The sequence below is a fragment of the Rasiella rasia genome (genome assembly GCF_011044175.1).
Classification (GTDB): Bacteria; Bacteroidota; Bacteroidia; order Flavobacteriales; family Flavobacteriaceae; genus Marinirhabdus; species Marinirhabdus rasia.
The window spans coordinates 2,948,317-2,964,460 of sequence record NZ_CP049057.1 but is presented as its reverse complement, the minus strand read 5'-3'; the positions used below and the strand labels follow the sequence as shown (position 1 = coordinate 2,964,460).

Sequence of the window (16,144 nt, the reverse complement as noted above, 5' to 3'; positions counted from 1 at the left end):
TCTTGGACCTGCTAGTCATCGAACTTTAACAATCCTTTAGGATTTTCTTTTTCGAGTACAAGACTACGTCTCGTTTTATTGTTTTTTACGTGAATAATATTTTGTTGTTCGTCGAACATATCTAACAACACTTTATTTTCGATTTCTATAGTTGAAAGTTGCGTTACATTGGGTATCTCTATGTAACATTTAACCACATCGATATCGTATTCTTTTCCTATGAAGTTTAGGGTGGCTGGCGATCCATTCACATTTACTTTAAATTTCTGAAACACATAATCTTTCAGAACTTTTGTTTCTGCTTCCGTTTCTTTTGTACTATTAAACCTAAATTTTTTGCCATAGCGTGCTTCTAGGGCATCTTCAATGTCGTCTAAGAAAATTTTCGTGATTATCTGTAAACTTTGCTCCTTTTGAGCGTATTCTATAGTGGTTATACTAACGTAAAATTTATGAGAAGTAGATGCTGTAAGTAATGGAAAGAGCAGCAACAGAAAGGTATATTTCAAAAATTTCATACTTCGTAGATAAGGTTATATAAGACGGAGGTTTGGCAGAAATGTTACAACAATTATTCCTTTTTTTCTGAAGGCAAGTCAATACGTTCTAAATACACCGCAGCTTGTTTTTTAAATATTCCCAAGACTCTAGCGTGACCTTGTTTCCTAAAATCGGCTTGCAGGGTACTTGTTTCAATACAAAAAAGTAAAAAATCGTAGGTTCTATCTTTCGGAATACCGTATGCTCTTTCAAAAAAAGTTTCATCGTATTTATATAAAATACTTGCAACTGTTTGGTTTTCTGCTTCCCATTTTCGTTGTATTCGCAATTTTTTATAGTAGCCACTAATATGCTTATATAAAGCATCGATATTAATATGCGTTGGACCTATAGTTTGCCCTATTACGGTTGGTATTTTTTCTTCTGGCTCACCTTCAAAACCAGGAATACCTACATCTTTAAAGTTGATTGTTTTCTTAACATTAATGTTTTTAATATCCTGATCTAAATCGCCTGTTAATTTTGAACCCAAAAACACCTCATCTAGTTCGTTAATTAATTTTTCTAAGGTAATTACTATAATTCCTCGCTCCTGTATTTCTTCTGAAATTTCTACTTTTTTTGGAAGGTAATGTACTGACGAAAATAGTAAGGTGTCTAATGGTTTTGCGGTAATACTAAAGTTTCCGAAGGCATCTGTAACCGCATTATATCTAGAGGTTGTGTTGAGCACATGAATTCCTTCAATGTCTTCTAAGTTAGTGATTTTACCCTGCAATGATACTTCTTGCCCAGCAACCTGAACCACCAAAAGTAGTAACAATGCCACTGGCAATGTTTTTTTACTCACCGCTACCACGTGCTTTATAAAGCTCACTTTGTATAAATAAGGTTTCTAATAACTCAACTTCATTTTCTGGTTTCAACATATTTGTTGTAATAGCATTCTCTCCCGCAAAATAGATAAAATCGTCTACGCGATCTAACGGAATGCTAAAGGTTTCGCTATAATAAGCTGCACTGTATTTATCTTGTAATAATTTCACCATTTCTGTTTCCTTGAGCTGGGGTTTATAGGGCTCTGATTTTTTCTTCGGAAATAATGCTTTGGCTAGTACGCCAATAATAGAAACAAAGTTCACACCGTTTTGCAAGGTACCATAACCCAACGCTTCTTGTGCTGCATTGCCCTCTACTCTCGAAAATCTATCAGGGGCAAAATCTGCGTCTGCATCAAAAGAAAGTTCTACGTTAGGAACCGCAATTACTTCTGTGTTTTTAGCGTCATATTCAAGGTCGCCAGTGAGATTTTGGTTGCGTAAGATCACTACATCTAACTTGTTTACATAGGGATTTAAATAGATTTTCATCAACTTATTTTCAATAACGCTTTCTGTAACCACCACGGTATACGACTGAAACTGCAGCGCGGTAATGAGTATTCTATCTTGTGCTGCTACCTCAAGTTCAAACTTACCTTGGTCATCTGTTACCGTTCCTCTACGTGAAGATTCGTTGTAGATGCTAATCTGATCTTTTTCTTCACCTTTAGGCACACTTACTTCGCCACGAACTGAGACTCGTTCTACTTGTTGAGAAAAGCAAACGAGACTAAAAAGAATTAAAAAAGATGTAATAAGTAGTTTCACTCTATAAATGTACTGTTGTTTTTGCTGAAAGCCGAATAAATTTACAAGCTTTGTATGTTCCTAATAAGACGATCGCATAGTAACGAATATTACAGTTTTATGAAAAATTTAATTATTGCCAGTACATCTACATTGCATTCGGGCGGTTATTTGGACTATTTACTGCCTGAATTAGAGGTGCTTTTTAAGGATACAGACGAAATTTTATTTATTCCGTATGCCAGACCTGGAGGTATTACTCATGAAGCGTATACACACAAGGCAGCGACAGCCTTTAAGAAAGTAAACAAAAACCTCATAGGTATTCATGGTTTTGAAGACCCAAATCATGCTATAAGGCAAGCTAGAGGCATTTTTACAGGGGGTGGCAACACTTTTGTTCTGGTACATACATTACATAAGCTAAGTATAATGCAGCCATTACGTGAAGCTATTTTCACTGGCACACCCTATTTAGGAACTAGTGCAGGCAGTAATATTTGCGGTCCCACCATGCAGACAACCAACGATATGCCTATACTCTATCCTTCCAGTTTTAAAACCTTAGGTATTATTGGTTGTAATATCAATCCGCATTACTTAGATCCAGACCCTAGCAGCAAGCACATGGGTGAAACGAGAGAAACACGAATTAAAGAATTTCATACTCAGAATACCACTCCAGTAATTGGATTACGTGAAGGAAGTTGGCTACAGGTGCAAGGTGAGTCTGTTGATTTAAAAGGAGCGCATTCTGCTAGAATCTTTTTACAAGGCAAAGAACCTTTTGAGGTTGAATCTGGCACTCAAATTAACATCGCATAAATTATATTTTTAAGAAGACGTGTTAAAGGTTTTAGATTGTACCACACTCCAACCAAAGTTTAAATAAATCGTACTTCTTGCGTCCAACGGGTTTTCAAGGTGCTTTAGCTCGCTCATTTTTTCTTCATATAGCTTCTGGTTTCGACCCTTATCTCTAGAGAGATGATTGTGTAATGTTAGTTTATTTTGGGTATGCTCTCTATAAACAATATTAGACGCGCTATGAACATAGAACTTGGTACCTAATGCTTTTTGTAGGTAATAGAAGTACAAATCTTCAAATCCGTAGGCCCCGCTAAAAGCTTCATCCACACCATTAGATTTCCAAAACACCTTTTTAGATGTAAAAAATGTATTGAAGTGCGGTACTACTGGTTGCAGATTACATATAGTTTTGAATTTAAAAATAGCATCTGCTGGAAGTTCAAAATTTAGTAATCGCTCTAACAAAGTTTCTGGAAAAACAACATCTATATCGGTTAAAATTACATAATCACTCTTAGCATATGTCACACCCAAGTTTCGAGCACCTGCCTGATTCCAGGGTATGTTTTCGGTGATGCGAAGCAAGGTGTAGTTTAAATTAATCTGTGTAGGAATCTGTAGTGGTGGATTAGAATGATCATCCACAAAAACAAAATGAATCTGCCGTAATACATCGGCACTGTACTGAGCATAAATCTTTAACAACTCCATAAAAGGCTTAGCCGTTGGACTTTCTTCATAAATCTGAACAACGTACGTAAGCTTTATTTTACACTGTTTTTTGGACGTCTTTAATTTTAGAAATCTATTTTTTAACCTTGGGTGTTTTGAAAGTGCGTCACTATTCCAGTTAGAAATATCTGCATTATGAAAGCCAAATTGTCCATTCCAAATATAGTTTTCGACACTAAAGTTAAACGCCGTTTCTAAATTGGCAAAGCGCATGCCACGGTTCTCGAGTGCAGAACGATACTTTTTGCACAACATGACGTCTTCAGGATGAAACTGATTTACGTTATCTAATTGCCCAGCACATTGCAGTAATTTTTTACTCCTAAGACTAAATCCGCCGTTGCCCATTCCCCAATCTGTAGGCGCACCAATATAATCGAAATCTAAAAAGTTGGGAGACCACGCGGCAGCGTTAAGGACATATCCATCATGCTGTATGAGTAAAGCGTATTCGGTATCAACATATTTATAGAGCTCTTTAATTACAAATTTGCTATACGCTGTAACCGAATTCAACTCAGGAATACGTACTACCTGAGGATGATTAGACTCTAAATGTGTTAATAATTTTACTTCTTTAAACCGAAGGTTGAGTTGTGAAATTTCAGCAGCAAGAATTAATCGCTCTATTTGAACACAATCCACTCCAATTAATGTGACATTATCTAAGCTTATCATTCTAAAAATGCTATTCAGCAAACACAAGGGCTGGGACTGGCAAAAACAACCCTAATGTTAGCATTGCATGAAACGTTTCGGTAAATTGTTTAGGCATTTTATTGCTGTCGACAACTAATTGTTTTAACGATTTGGTGATGAAATCATGACTCTCCCTATCTTGAATTTCAATTAAATATTCATTTTCAACCCCTGTAAATATAAAGGCGTCTTCTTCTGGAGTTATTTTGTAGTTCTCATTCACTAGATAGGTATTAGAAGATGTTACCGTTATTTTATCGAGTAATTTTAGCAAAGTACTTAGCACGATTTTGGTTGTAACATTAGTTAGACATACTCTGTCTTCACAGTAAATAATTACCTCATAATTACAACGAATAGAACAATTGCCTCGTTTTCCCCAAATAATTTCAGTTTGTTCAGAGAATGCGCCCCAAGAACCAGGGCCAGTAGGACCGTAAATTCCAACGGTAGGGATATTAAAAGAACCTGCAAGATGAGTAATTCCAGCATCGTTACCAATATGAAATTTTGCTCCTGAAATTTCTTCTGCCACTTCATCGATACCTCCAGTAATTAATTCGTATTTAAGAGCCTTGTTGGTAAATAAGGGTTCCGGATTAGGATCATCAGGCCCTACAATTATCTTTGCTGTTAGGTTAGGATATAGCTCAAAAACTTCTTCAATTAATTTAGCGTAATAGGCAATAGGCCACGCTTTCAGCAAAAAACCTGCTCCAGGGTGAACAGTATAATAGAGATCTTTAGTGGTTTTCTTCTTAAAATAGGGATAAGCACTTGTCGTTTTTGTGATACTAGGAAAAACAGACACTATGCCATCCTTGTAGTGTTCTATAGAATGTTGCTTTACCTTTTTATGTGTGTGGTACTTAATTTGAGGTATTTTCTCACTATCGTTTTTGAACCAAGGGTAGTTACCTAACTCTATCACACAATCGAATAAATTCTTATCTGCGGTTTTTTCATTTAGTACTTCAATCCCTTCGAGGTACTTCTCAAAAAAGCGTACCAATCTAGGTTGTATAGCAAAAGCAACTGTGGTAAACTTTTGTTTGAGCATGTATAATGAGGGAATTGTAAAAAAAATATCCCCTAATCCTCCATAACTTTTATAAACTAAGATAGTTTCGTTTTTGGAAGAAGAATTTGTCATGAATTAAATAAGGTAGTACGGGTGTAGAAAAAAAATTCAGGACGGTTTTAAAACTTAATGCATACTGTAAAGGCCTTTTTAATAGCCATCATCGTAGTACCCATCATCATAATAACCATCATCATAGTAGCCATCATCATAATAGCCGTCATCGTAATAACCATCGTTATAATAGCCATCGTCAAACATTCCATTATCGTCATCGCTTTTGCTACAAGACAGAATGGACACGCCAACAATGCTTGCCACAGAAGTGATAAGCAAGGTTTGACCAGATTTCTTAATAAAGTCCCTTCTGTTCATTTCTTACCGTTTTGTCTTTCAAAGTTAAGAAAATATTTCGTTCCAAAACTCAATTTGCCTACTTTTAGACAATGAAGAGAATCGATTTCATAAGACTTAGCGCATGTACAGGTATTGGTCTTTCATTAGTACCAACTCTATCTTTTTCTTCGGAAATAGAACAAACCTTTACGCGTTCGCAATTAATTGGAAAAGGTAACCCAGATATTATTGGCGCTAGTTACACTTCAAAAATGCACAAACAAGCCAAAGCTGCATTTCTGAAAATGAAAGCTGCTGCTACTAACGACGGCATCACCATTGAAGTAGTTTCTGCCTACCGAAGTTTTCAAAGGCAAAAGGAAATCTTTGAAGGAAAATACAACAGATTTACAAATCAAGGAATGTCTCCATTAGAGGCTATCGAAAAAATAATAGAATATTCTACCATACCAGGCACATCTAGACACCACTGGGGGACCGACATAGACATTATTGACGGCGGTGTTTCACCACGCCCAAAAAGTGTGTTGCAGCCAGAGTTATTTCATGGTAAAGGTCCGTTCTGCAAGCTTAAAGAATGGCTTAATACCAATGCAAATTCATTTGGTTTTTATGAAGTCTATACTAATAATGCCAACCGAAAAGGCTTTAAATACGAACCTTGGCACTTTAGCTATGCCGCTGTTTCTAAACCCATGCTACAAGCCTATAAAAAATTAGACGTGCAACAGATTTTGTTAGAAGAAAAAATAAAAGGAGCCGAGTATTTTACAGAAGCTTTCATCGAAAAATATCGGACCGAAAATATTTTAGATATCAATCCTGAATTACTTTAACGATAAGTTCTATTATTAATCTAAACATTTTGTAAATTAGAGGAATGCAAGAGCATCTATAGTAAACTTTCCTACCTACGTGGGATTAAAACAAACGTTTTTATGAGAGGCAGTTGGAAAATACGAATACTAATTGGAGTACTTATCGCTGGTTTCGGACTGGTACGATACTGTTCTTCTATGGAAGAAAATCCGTACACAGGAACCACACAAGCTATAGCCATGGATCCTGATGAAGAAATTGCAATAGGGCTTGCCAATGCACCTCAAATGATACAGGAATACGGTGGCATGTATCCAGACCAGCGCCTACAAAATTATGTAGATATGGTTGGGCAAAAACTGGTAGAAAGCACCGTAGCAGACCAAACACCGTATAAATACGATTTTCATTTACTGGCAGACCCGGAAACTATCAACGCCTTTGCTTTGCCTGGCGGACAAATATTTATTACCTACGCGCTGTATTCTAAACTCCAGAACGAGGATCAGCTGGCAGGTGTTTTAGGACATGAAATTGGTCATGTTATTGGCCGCCATAGTAGCGAGCGCGTTGCAAGTACTCAAGTTTGGCAAACGGTAGCACAAGGGGCCGAAGTAGGCTTTGGTGGAGGTGGTGCGGTATCTCAATTTGGTATGAGTACTTTGCTTAATAACGGCCGAGATGACGAGCTAGAAAGTGACGACTTAGGCGTTCGGTTTATGATAAAGTCTGGTTATAACCCCAACGAAATGATTGGCGTAATGCAAATCTTAAAAGCAGCTGCAGGACCGAGCCGAGTTCCAGAATTTCAGAGCACACACCCAGATCCAGACAATAGAATGGACCAGATTAGAGAAAGTATACGGAAATACGGTGGTGTCGTACAATAATTAGTAGTTGTCGAATAATTCTTTAAAACTGCTACAAGCACGGGCTTAAAATTAGTACTCTCAGACTCATTTCCATATCTTTGTTTAATGAACAAGAAAGTACTACTCCTTATTTTAGACGGCTGGGGAATTACACAAAATCCTGAAGTTTCTGCCGTTGCACAAGCCCATACTCCTTTTATAGATTCACTTTCTAAAACCTATCCGCATGCGCAATTACTTACCCACGGGATGCATGTTGGACTGCCAGAAGGCCAGATGGGAAATAGTGAAGTTGGGCATATAAATTTAGGTGCTGGCCGCATTGTTTACCAAGACTTGGCAAAAATTAATCTTGCCCTACAGAACGACACTTTAAAAGATGAAGTTGTACTGCAAGATGCTTTCCGCTATGCGAAAGAAAATGGTAAAAAAGTTCATTTTTTGGGCTTGGTAAGTAAAGGTGGTGTACACGCTCACCTCGATCACCTAAAAGGGTTGCTAACTGCAGCTCATGAAGCAAAACTTGACAATGTATTTGTGCATGCATTTACAGACGGAAGAGATGTTGATCCAAAATCGGCTATTCACGATATTGCCGAACTAGAACAACACCTGTCTACAACTACTGGAAAAATAGCCTCTGTAATTGGTCGCTATTTTGCGATGGATCGAGACAAACGTTGGGAACGTACTAAAAAGGCCTACGATTTGGTTGTCTACGGAAAAGGGACTTCTTCAGAAAACGTTCTAGATAACATTCAGCAAAGTTACGACAACGGTGTAACAGACGAATTCATTGAACCCATTATCTGCACCAAAAACAATAAACCTATCGCAACCATAGCTGATGACGATGTGGTCATCTTCTTTAATTTCAGAACAGATCGCGGGCGCCAACTCACCGAAGTATTGTCGCAAGACAATTACGAAGAATATGCTATGCACAAACTAAGGCTTCATTTTGTAACGCTTACTAACTACGACCATAGCTTTAAAAATATCAAAACGGTTTTTAACAAAGACGATGTAAAAGACACCTTGGGTGAAATCCTTGCAAAACATGGTAAAAAGCAGATTAGAATTGCTGAAACTGAAAAATACCCGCATGTTACCTTCTTTTTTAATGGAGGTCGGGAAGTTCCGTTTGAGGGAGAAAAACGAATTTTGTGTCCGTCGCCGAAAGTGGCTACATACGACCTACAGCCCGAAATGAGTGCCTATGATATTCGAGATAAAATAATACCGGAATTAAAGGCACAATCGGCCGATTTTATTTGTTTAAATTTTGCAAATCCAGACATGGTGGGCCATACAGGGGTACTTTCCGCAGCAATTAAAGCCTGTGAAACGGTAGATCACTGTACCAAAGATATTGTAACTGTTGCCCAAGAAGAAAATTACGCGGTACTTGTAATTGCAGACCATGGTAATAGTGAAACCATGCGTAACGAAGATGGCTCTCCCAATACAGCACATACCACAAATCCGGTGCCTTTTATTTTAGTAGACAAAGACGTTTTAACCTTAAATAATGGTGTGTTAGGTGATATTGCACCAACCATTTTACATCTAATGGGTATTAAACAACCCAAAGCCATGACTCAACACTCTTTAATCTCTTAACCTATGAAATATCTCTTAGCAGTAGCCGTAACTATTAGCCTTTTATCGTGTAAAAATGAAGCGAATGAGATGTCTTCGGAGATTTCCGAAGAAAAAAAACAAGTAACGCTTTCAAAAGCAATAAATAATGAAGTAGAAGATACTATAGATGGAGGAATGATGTTGTTGGGTCCTGTAAACCGAGATGGTTTATCTGTTGCACCGTATGATGAATGGTTTACAGCCTCCCAAAAAGAACATGTCTTAGATACCGTTGCCATTGAAGCACTTAAGCCATTATTGGCAGGCATAGATATAAAGGTTTTTATGGGAACTTGGTGTGAAGACAGTCAGCGAGAAATACCTGCATTATATAAAATACTAGATACCACAGATTTTAATTACGAGCGTTTGGAGGTTGTTGCGGTTTCTCATGACAAAGACACGCCAAATGGTTTAGAGAAAGGGCATAGCATAGCGTATGTTCCTACAATAATTTTTATAAAAAATGGCGACACGCTGAACCGTATTGTGGAGTATGCACACCAAACTCTAGAAAAAGATATGGTACGCATTTTAAGCCGAGAAGACTACACCCCCGCCTATACCGAATAAAAGCAGATTTCTTTGTATTTTTGCCGTCCAAATCAGTACGAATGAAAGAAACCTTCAACATTGCGGTAGATTTTGATGGCACTATCGTAGAAGATGCCTACCCAGAAATTGGCAAGGCTCAGTTATTTGCCTTTGATACACTTAAGAAATTACAAGAAGAAGGTCACAGACTTATTTTATGGACTTACCGTCATGGTAGGGCGCTCGATGCGGCGGTTGCTTTTTGCAAAGAAAATGGAATTACGTTTTATGCTGTAAATAAGAGCTTTCCAGAAGAAGAATTTGATACTAAATACAGTAGAAAAATAAATGCCGATATCTTTATTGACGATAGAAATATTGGCGGACTTGTTGGTTGGGGAGAAATTTACCAAACCTTAATTGGCGGACAAGCACCAGTTGCGCCTAAAAAGAAAAAAGGCTGGTTTGGCCTCTAAAGAATACCTATGATTATACCAAAAACAGCCGAAGAAATTGCCCTAATGCGTGAAGCAGCCCTAGTGGTATCTAAAACGCTAGGAATGCTTGCAAAGGAAGTAAAACCTGGAGTGACTACGAATACACTAAATGACATGGCAGAAGCATTTATTAGAGAGCAAGATGCAGTTCCAGGGTTTTTAGGCCTGTATGATTGCCCTTCCACATTGCTAACTAGTGTCAATGAGGCTGTAGTACATGGCTTACCTACAGATGTACCTCTTAAAGAAGGAGATATTGTAGCTATAGACTGCGGCGCTATAAAACATGGTTTTTATGGTGATCATGCGTATACGTTTCAGGTAGGCGAAGTGGCTGCCGAAACTAAAAAATTATTAGACGTCACTAAGAATTCTTTATACCTAGGAATTCGTGAGTTTAAAAATGGAAATCGTGTTGGTGATATAGGGCATGCTATACAACAGTATTGCGAATCTCATGGCTATGGCGTTGTTAGAGAACTTGTTGGTCATGGGTTGGGTACTAAATTACACGAAGACCCAGAAATACCAAATTATGGAAGACGTGGGCGAGGCAAGAAATTTGTGGAAGGAATGACCATAGCTATTGAACCTATGATTAATTTGGGCACACATCGTGTAAGTCAGTTAAAAGATGGCTGGACCATTGTAACACGCGACGGAAAGCCAAGTGCACACTTTGAGCATGATGTAGCGTTAGTTGATGGAAAACCAAAGTTGCTTTCTACTTTCGATTATGTATACGAAGCCTTTGGAATTGAAAGTACCGAAGAAGATGAATTTCGATTTTAAAATGGTCATCAATTAGACAATCTACTTTTGAACAAGCTTTTCAAATTCTTTTTAAATTTAATTCCAAGACCACTACTCATTAGGTTAAGTTATGTAGCTCGCCCTGTGATTGCTTTTTTTTTGCGCGGAAATAGATACACAGATCCTATAGACGGCACATCGTATCGAAAGTTTTTACCCTATGGGTATGAAAACGTACGTGAAAACGTTTTGGCCCCTGGCACATTGTCTTTAGAGCGACACCGACTGTTTTGGCTGTACCTTACTCGAGAAACTACTTTTTTTACTGAAAAGTTACGCGTTTTGCATTTTGCGCCAGAACAAGCCTTTTTAAAGCGATTCAAAAAATTAAAGAATATAACCTATACCACCACAGACCTGAATTCACCTATTGCCGATGTAAAAGCAGACATCTGCAATCTCCCATTCGCAGACAATAGCTACGACGTAATTATTTGTAATCATGTTTTAGAGCACATCCCGAACGATACTAAAGCCATGCAGGAGTTATATCGTGTTTTAGCACCCAAAGGTATGGCTGTTTTACAGGTGCCATATGATAAAAACCGCACAGTAACATTTGAAGACGACACAATCACAGACCGAAAAGAGCGTGCCGCGATCTTCGGACAGTATGACCATGTGCGTGTTTACGGAATGGATTACTTTAAAAAACTAGAATCAGTTGGTTTTAATGTTAAAGCCGTAGATTACACCGCTCAACTTTCAGACCAAGAAATCGAGCAATATAGATTGCCAAAAAACGAATTACTACCAATAGTTTTCAAATAAAATGCAATGAAGTTAATTCTAGCCCTTTTACTTATAATTACAACCACAACCTTTCTAAGTGCGCAAAATCCCAACGATTGTGAATTTGCACTTGTGGTTTGCGGAACGACTAATTTAGGACTAGATCCATCTGGTGTGGGTTTCAACGAGTTTTCGTTACCTGGTAACACCCAGCCAAGCTGCTATACTTTTGACAGTAATACGATTTGGTTAGAATTTAATATTGTTTCGAATGGGGATTTCACTTTTGATATAATCTCGAATGACGGAGAGGCAGATTTCGACTTTGCCATCTATGGCCCTGCAGTAACATGCACCACTTTAGGTACCGCTATTAGATGTTCTAGCACAAATCCACAAGAGGCCGGTGTACCTGCAGAAACAGGTTTAAACCTTACAGAAACTGACGTAACTGAAGGACCTGGCCCTGATGGCAATGGCTATTTAAAATTTATTGAAGCCCAAGCTGGTGATACGTACTACCTCCTAATTGATAGGGCTGTAGGCGCTGGCGGTTTTGTTCTTAATTACACTGGCTCGGCTGGATTGCCCGATGGAGTAACTGCCAATCCGGTAGGCAACTTAAGTGGTTGTGATGCAGATGGGAACCCCGATGGTTTTACTGAATTTGATTTAGACGCCCTGATACCTACAATTACGGGTAGCCAAACAAATACTTCAACAACGTTTCACCTCACTTTAAATGATGCCAATATTGGTATTAACCCGCTTACTTCTCCTTATACCAATATTGCTAACCCACAAACTATCTATGCGCGCTTAGAAAGTACGAATGGTTGTAGTGATATTACAGATTTTACTATTGAAACTGGAAATCCAGTACTTACCAATCCAAATGACGTAATGCTCTGTAGTTATTCTATTTCCGAAGACTACAATCTAGATATTGTAAAACCTCAAGTAATTAGTAACCCTGAAGATTTTATTTTCACCTATCATCTTTCAAATGCCGATGCAGTTCAGAATATTAATAGTGTAGGTCCGGTAATTTCAATTACTGAAGTGTCGCAAGAAATTTTCATTAGAGTAACAGACCCTATACTTACAAACTGCTTTAGCATTGCCTCATTTAATCTGCAACTTAACGTAATTAAAGAAGCAACTATGCCAACAGATTTTTTAATCTGTGACGATGATTTTGATGGTGTTGCTCAATTTGATTTAACTGAGAAGGATAACGAAATACGCGGAGCACTACCAGCCGCTCAATTTCAAGTAAGGTATTATGTTTCGGCTAGCGACCGTGAACAAGATATTAACAGAATAACAGGAAATTATAGCAATACTTCAAATCCGCAAACCATCTACGCATCTTTGGTAGAAGTGTCTACAGGATGTATAGATTTTACTGAATTTGCAATTGTGGTACGACCGAAACCTCTCGCTGTATTTAACGACGAACCATATTATTATTGTCTAAACACTACAGAACCTGTTCAAATTTCAGTACAATCAGGCTTCAATTATTACAGTTGGAGTACAGGTGAAGAAGGTGCAAATCTAAACGCGATTTTAATTTCAGAGCCAGGCACATATACAGTAACAGTAACCAACGAGTTTGGATGTACTCATAGTGTTTCTACTGAAGTCTTACCGTCTGATGTCGCAACCATTATTGGTGTAACTGTTGTTGATTTTAACTTTCCGAATAACTCTATTACCGTATTGGTTGAAGGTCCTGGTGATTATGAATTTGCAATAGATGAACCAATTATTTTTCAGGATAGTAATGTGTTTGAAAACCCTTCATTTGGAGAGCATATTATTTACGTGCGCGACAAGAACGGCTGCGGAACGGTAACTACAGAAATTTTACTTCTAGATTATCCACGTGTACTTACTCCTAACCAAGATGGATACCATGATCGCTGGCAAATTGCTGGTATTTCAGCATATCCAAAGGCTAAGATTTATATTTTCGACAGGTATGGCAAGTTGTTAAAGCAACTTTCTCCTAATTCTGAAGGATGGGACGGCAGGTACCAAGGCAAAGAGCTTCCTTCTAGCGATTACTGGTTTAGAATTCTGCTAGAAGACAGCAGAGAAATAAAAGGACATTTTACTCTGAAGCGTTGAAATTTTCGAATAAACGGTTTTTAAATCCCTGAGTACTAAACACCCCATTTTCTGCAGTAGAAGTTGTGTATGTTATGTACGCCTCTATATTATCTGTAGCAGCTAGTAACAGCTTAGAACCTTCTAACCCCATAGCCATAAATGTGGTAGCATAGGCATCTGCCATAGCGCATGTAGGTGCAATTACTGTGGCGCTGGTTACATCATTTTCTATAGCAAAACCGGTTAGGGGATTAATAGTATGCACATATTTTTTACCCGTAGTTGGATTAATGCGAAACTTCCTGTAATTGCCGGAAGCTGCCATGGCTTCATTCTCTAGGCGAACCGAAGCCAAAAACTCACGACTGTCTACTTCAGAGTCTACAGACTCAATTCCAGCCGTCCATAATTTATTCTTCGAAAGATTTTTTCCTTTTGCTAATACTTCACCACCTAATTCAATAACAAAGTTGGTAACTCCTTGATTTTCTAGATACCGTCCTACCATATCAATTCCATATCCTTTCGCCACCGCATTAAAGTCGAAATAAATTTCCGGGTATTCTTTTCTAATAGTACCATCTTCCAGCAATCTTACTTTGTTGAATCCAACATATTTCCGAAGCGAGTCTAGCACAACACTATCTATTTCTTTAATTGGAGCAACATCTCCAAATCCGTATGCATTACGCAGTGTACCAACTGTTGGGTCGAAATACCCGTTAGAGTTTGTATATACTTCTTCAGAAAGACGAAATACATCTTTAAAAATCGCATCGGTTACTACGGTTGTATCACCCTGATTTATCCTTGAAATATCGCTTTGGGGTATATATGTACTCACCGATTTATTTACAGCGGCAAATACAGAATCTAGTCCTTTTTCGGCATTAAAGCTTACTTCAGAAAAATATTGAATTGTATAGCTGGTTCCGAAGGCGTTTCCCTGTAATACTTTTGCTTTTTTCGTATCTTCTTCACAAGAAATAAATGAAATAAAGAGAATAAATAGTAATGAATATTTCATAGTTAGGTAATTTCCTGTAAGCCATTATAGACCATGGTATAGTCTTCATTCTTAACAACTGGCTTGGCATAATCTGTACCATGCCCTAAACCCACACCAGCGTAGTACGTTTTGGCCTCAAATTTATCTGCATGCTCTTTTATGGTCTGCATAAAAACAGGATCATACACATTGGCATCTTTTGGGTAGTGTACAGCGCGTACGATAACAAAATGGAGTTTTTTGTTTTTAAGCGCTACAAACTGTGGGTCGCGTTTTAGTTTTGAATTCACTCCTAAAAATTCGAAACCATCTGCCTCCAATTGTTTGCCAACGGTATTCATAGCTAAATTATGTAGTTCTTGTTCGGTTAGTAAAGTGGTCATTATTTGAAACGTACAAATTTTGTTTGGTTAAAATAATAAGTTGGAATTTCAAGATATGCATTTGCCTCAAGTTCGTACCACGGATTTAAAGTGCTATCATTTAAATTCTTTAGCAAGTGTACACTTTGAGCAGGTGTATTTCCTTGTGCTAAAATAAACAAATTTTTACCGTTAGCGTCGGTTGCCTTGTCTGCAATCATAACAATATGCCCTGGAAAACCTGGCTTCACAATCATATCACCAACTTCCAAATCGTCTGCCCATTCTATTTTTTTCAGTTCTGTATACAACGATTGTGTACCAGCGTATATGTAGATTAAATTTAGGTATTTATAAAAGTTTTCTTTTGAAGTGTCTTTTGATGCCGTTTTATGAAACGTTACATTGTTCCCTTTCACTTTGGGACGATATCCTTCGGCATATTTTTTCCACGAACAATAATGACCAGAGGTAAAATTAAATCCGATTTCAGATTTTCGATTTTGTTCCCACAGATACTCAGAACGTATACGTATGAGGGCATCTGCACATTGTTGTAAGCCGTTTTTAGGAACTGGTACTTCTAGCACCCCTACATGTCCTTTTTGGTAGATATATTCTTCACCATCAAAATTTATAATCTTTGCGTCAAACGATTTTAGCGCATAATTTTGAATATAGTTTGAAAAAGAACCTTCTGGATATTTTGCTCTTCGGAAATTTTCTGGAGTCAAGATTCGTTCAGAAACAGTGGTACCACTTTCCTCAATAAAGTTAGCATCTATCACATAGCTATAGGCCACATTTCTAGCCACCGTTCCCTTCTTCGTAAACACAAAATAACTAAACAATCCCAAGATAAAAATTATACCAACTAACTTTCTCATACTTAATTACAACTAAAAAGTAGCCGAAATATTTTTTAAGTTCATAAAA

At 37.7% G+C, this 16,144-nt stretch carries 18 protein-coding genes; 9 read left to right on the top strand and 9 right to left on the bottom strand.

Going from position 1 to position 16,144, the window contains the following annotated elements; genetic code table 11:
* Positions 1-11: 11 nt before the first annotated feature.
* Genes G5B37_RS13110 through G5B37_RS13100 form a run of 3 tightly spaced genes read right to left on the bottom strand, consistent with a single transcriptional unit; the run spans position 12 to position 2,150 of the window.
* The gene (locus G5B37_RS13110) at positions 12-518 is read right to left on the bottom strand and encodes a DUF6702 family protein (protein WP_164680478.1); all 507 of its coding nucleotides are present in this window, start codon (positions 516-518) and stop codon (positions 12-14) included.
* A 53-nt stretch (positions 519-571) separates the two neighbouring features.
* Complete coding sequence (locus G5B37_RS13105) at positions 572-1,330, bottom strand: carboxypeptidase-like regulatory domain-containing protein (RefSeq protein WP_164680477.1); 759 nt, start codon at positions 1,328-1,330, stop codon at positions 572-574.
* A 13-nt stretch (positions 1,331-1,343) separates the two neighbouring features.
* Entirely contained in the window at positions 1,344-2,150 is an 807-nt protein-coding gene (locus tag G5B37_RS13100; protein ID WP_164680476.1) for a hypothetical protein, read from the bottom strand.
* A 99-nt stretch (positions 2,151-2,249) separates the two neighbouring features.
* Here G5B37_RS13100 and pepE point away from each other — a divergent pair, with 99 nt between their 5' ends.
* Positions 2,250-2,954: a dipeptidase PepE gene (gene pepE / locus G5B37_RS13095; protein ID WP_164680475.1), complete on the top strand. Its 705-nt coding sequence runs from the start codon at positions 2,250-2,252 to the stop codon at positions 2,952-2,954.
* A 9-nt stretch (positions 2,955-2,963) separates the two neighbouring features.
* Here pepE and G5B37_RS13090 read toward each other — a convergent pair whose 3' ends face one another.
* From G5B37_RS13090 to G5B37_RS15210, 3 genes are all read right to left on the bottom strand, one after another.
* Positions 2,964-4,349 carry a DUF5672 family protein gene (locus tag G5B37_RS13090; protein ID WP_164680474.1) on the bottom strand — a complete coding sequence of 462 codons (1,386 nt, stop codon included), beginning with the start codon at positions 4,347-4,349 and terminating at the stop codon, positions 2,964-2,966.
* Between the two features lie 10 nt (positions 4,350-4,359).
* Positions 4,360-5,523 carry a glycosyltransferase family 9 protein gene (locus tag G5B37_RS13085; protein ID WP_164680473.1) on the bottom strand — a complete coding sequence of 388 codons (1,164 nt, stop codon included), beginning with the start codon at positions 5,521-5,523 and terminating at the stop codon, positions 4,360-4,362.
* A 78-nt stretch (positions 5,524-5,601) separates the two neighbouring features.
* Positions 5,602-5,826 carry a hypothetical protein gene (locus tag G5B37_RS15210; RefSeq protein WP_263649800.1) on the bottom strand — a complete coding sequence of 75 codons (225 nt, stop codon included), beginning with the start codon at positions 5,824-5,826 and terminating at the stop codon, positions 5,602-5,604.
* 71 nt (positions 5,827-5,897) lie between these two features.
* Here G5B37_RS15210 and G5B37_RS13075 point away from each other — a divergent pair, with 71 nt between their 5' ends.
* The 8 genes from G5B37_RS13075 to G5B37_RS13040 all read left to right on the top strand — a co-directional run bounded on the left by G5B37_RS13075 (position 5,898) and on the right by G5B37_RS13040 (position 13,855).
* Entirely contained in the window at positions 5,898-6,644 is a 747-nt protein-coding gene (locus G5B37_RS13075) for a M15 family metallopeptidase (RefSeq protein WP_164680472.1), read from the top strand.
* A gap of 102 nt (positions 6,645-6,746) precedes the next feature.
* Positions 6,747-7,517 carry a M48 family metalloprotease gene (locus G5B37_RS13070; RefSeq protein ID WP_164680471.1) on the top strand — a complete coding sequence of 257 codons (771 nt, stop codon included), beginning with the start codon at positions 6,747-6,749 and terminating at the stop codon, positions 7,515-7,517.
* An 87-nt stretch (positions 7,518-7,604) separates the two neighbouring features.
* On the top strand, positions 7,605-9,122 hold the full coding sequence (gpmI, locus tag G5B37_RS13065; protein ID WP_164680470.1) for a 2,3-bisphosphoglycerate-independent phosphoglycerate mutase: 1,518 nt from the start codon (positions 7,605-7,607) through the stop codon (positions 9,120-9,122).
* A gap of 3 nt (positions 9,123-9,125) precedes the next feature.
* Entirely contained in the window at positions 9,126-9,716 is a 591-nt protein-coding gene (locus tag G5B37_RS13060; RefSeq protein WP_164680469.1) for a TlpA family protein disulfide reductase, read from the top strand.
* A gap of 41 nt (positions 9,717-9,757) precedes the next feature.
* Positions 9,758-10,153, top strand: a complete 396-nt coding sequence (locus G5B37_RS13055; RefSeq protein WP_164680468.1) for a BT0820 family HAD-type phosphatase — start codon at positions 9,758-9,760, stop codon at positions 10,151-10,153.
* Between the two features lie 9 nt (positions 10,154-10,162).
* Entirely contained in the window at positions 10,163-10,966 is an 804-nt protein-coding gene (map, locus tag G5B37_RS13050; RefSeq protein WP_164680467.1) for a type I methionyl aminopeptidase, read from the top strand.
* 27 nt (positions 10,967-10,993) lie between these two features.
* Positions 10,994-11,758: a class I SAM-dependent methyltransferase gene (locus G5B37_RS13045; protein ID WP_164680466.1), complete on the top strand. Its 765-nt coding sequence runs from the start codon at positions 10,994-10,996 to the stop codon at positions 11,756-11,758.
* Positions 11,759-11,764: 6 nt separating this feature from the next.
* Complete coding sequence (locus G5B37_RS13040) at positions 11,765-13,855, top strand: T9SS type B sorting domain-containing protein (RefSeq protein WP_164680465.1); 2,091 nt, start codon at positions 11,765-11,767, stop codon at positions 13,853-13,855.
* On the opposite strand, the gene G5B37_RS13035 is transcribed toward G5B37_RS13040, so the two are convergent.
* From G5B37_RS13035 to G5B37_RS13025, 3 genes are read right to left on the bottom strand one after another with little or no spacing between them, the layout of a single operon-like run.
* Entirely contained in the window at positions 13,839-14,864 is a 1,026-nt protein-coding gene (locus G5B37_RS13035; RefSeq protein ID WP_164680464.1) for an FAD:protein FMN transferase, read from the bottom strand. The two genes, G5B37_RS13040 and G5B37_RS13035, sit on opposite strands and share 17 nt — an antisense overlap.
* Before the next feature lie 2 nt (positions 14,865-14,866).
* Positions 14,867-15,229 (bottom strand): Na(+)-translocating NADH-quinone reductase subunit F, encoded by a 363-nt coding sequence (locus G5B37_RS13030; RefSeq protein ID WP_164680463.1) that lies wholly within the window; start codon positions 15,227-15,229, stop codon positions 14,867-14,869.
* Entirely contained in the window at positions 15,229-16,095 is an 867-nt protein-coding gene (locus G5B37_RS13025) for a DUF4846 domain-containing protein (protein ID WP_164680462.1), read from the bottom strand. The genes G5B37_RS13030 and G5B37_RS13025 overlap by 1 nt, the downstream gene beginning before the upstream one ends.
* Positions 16,096-16,144 lie beyond the last annotated feature (49 nt).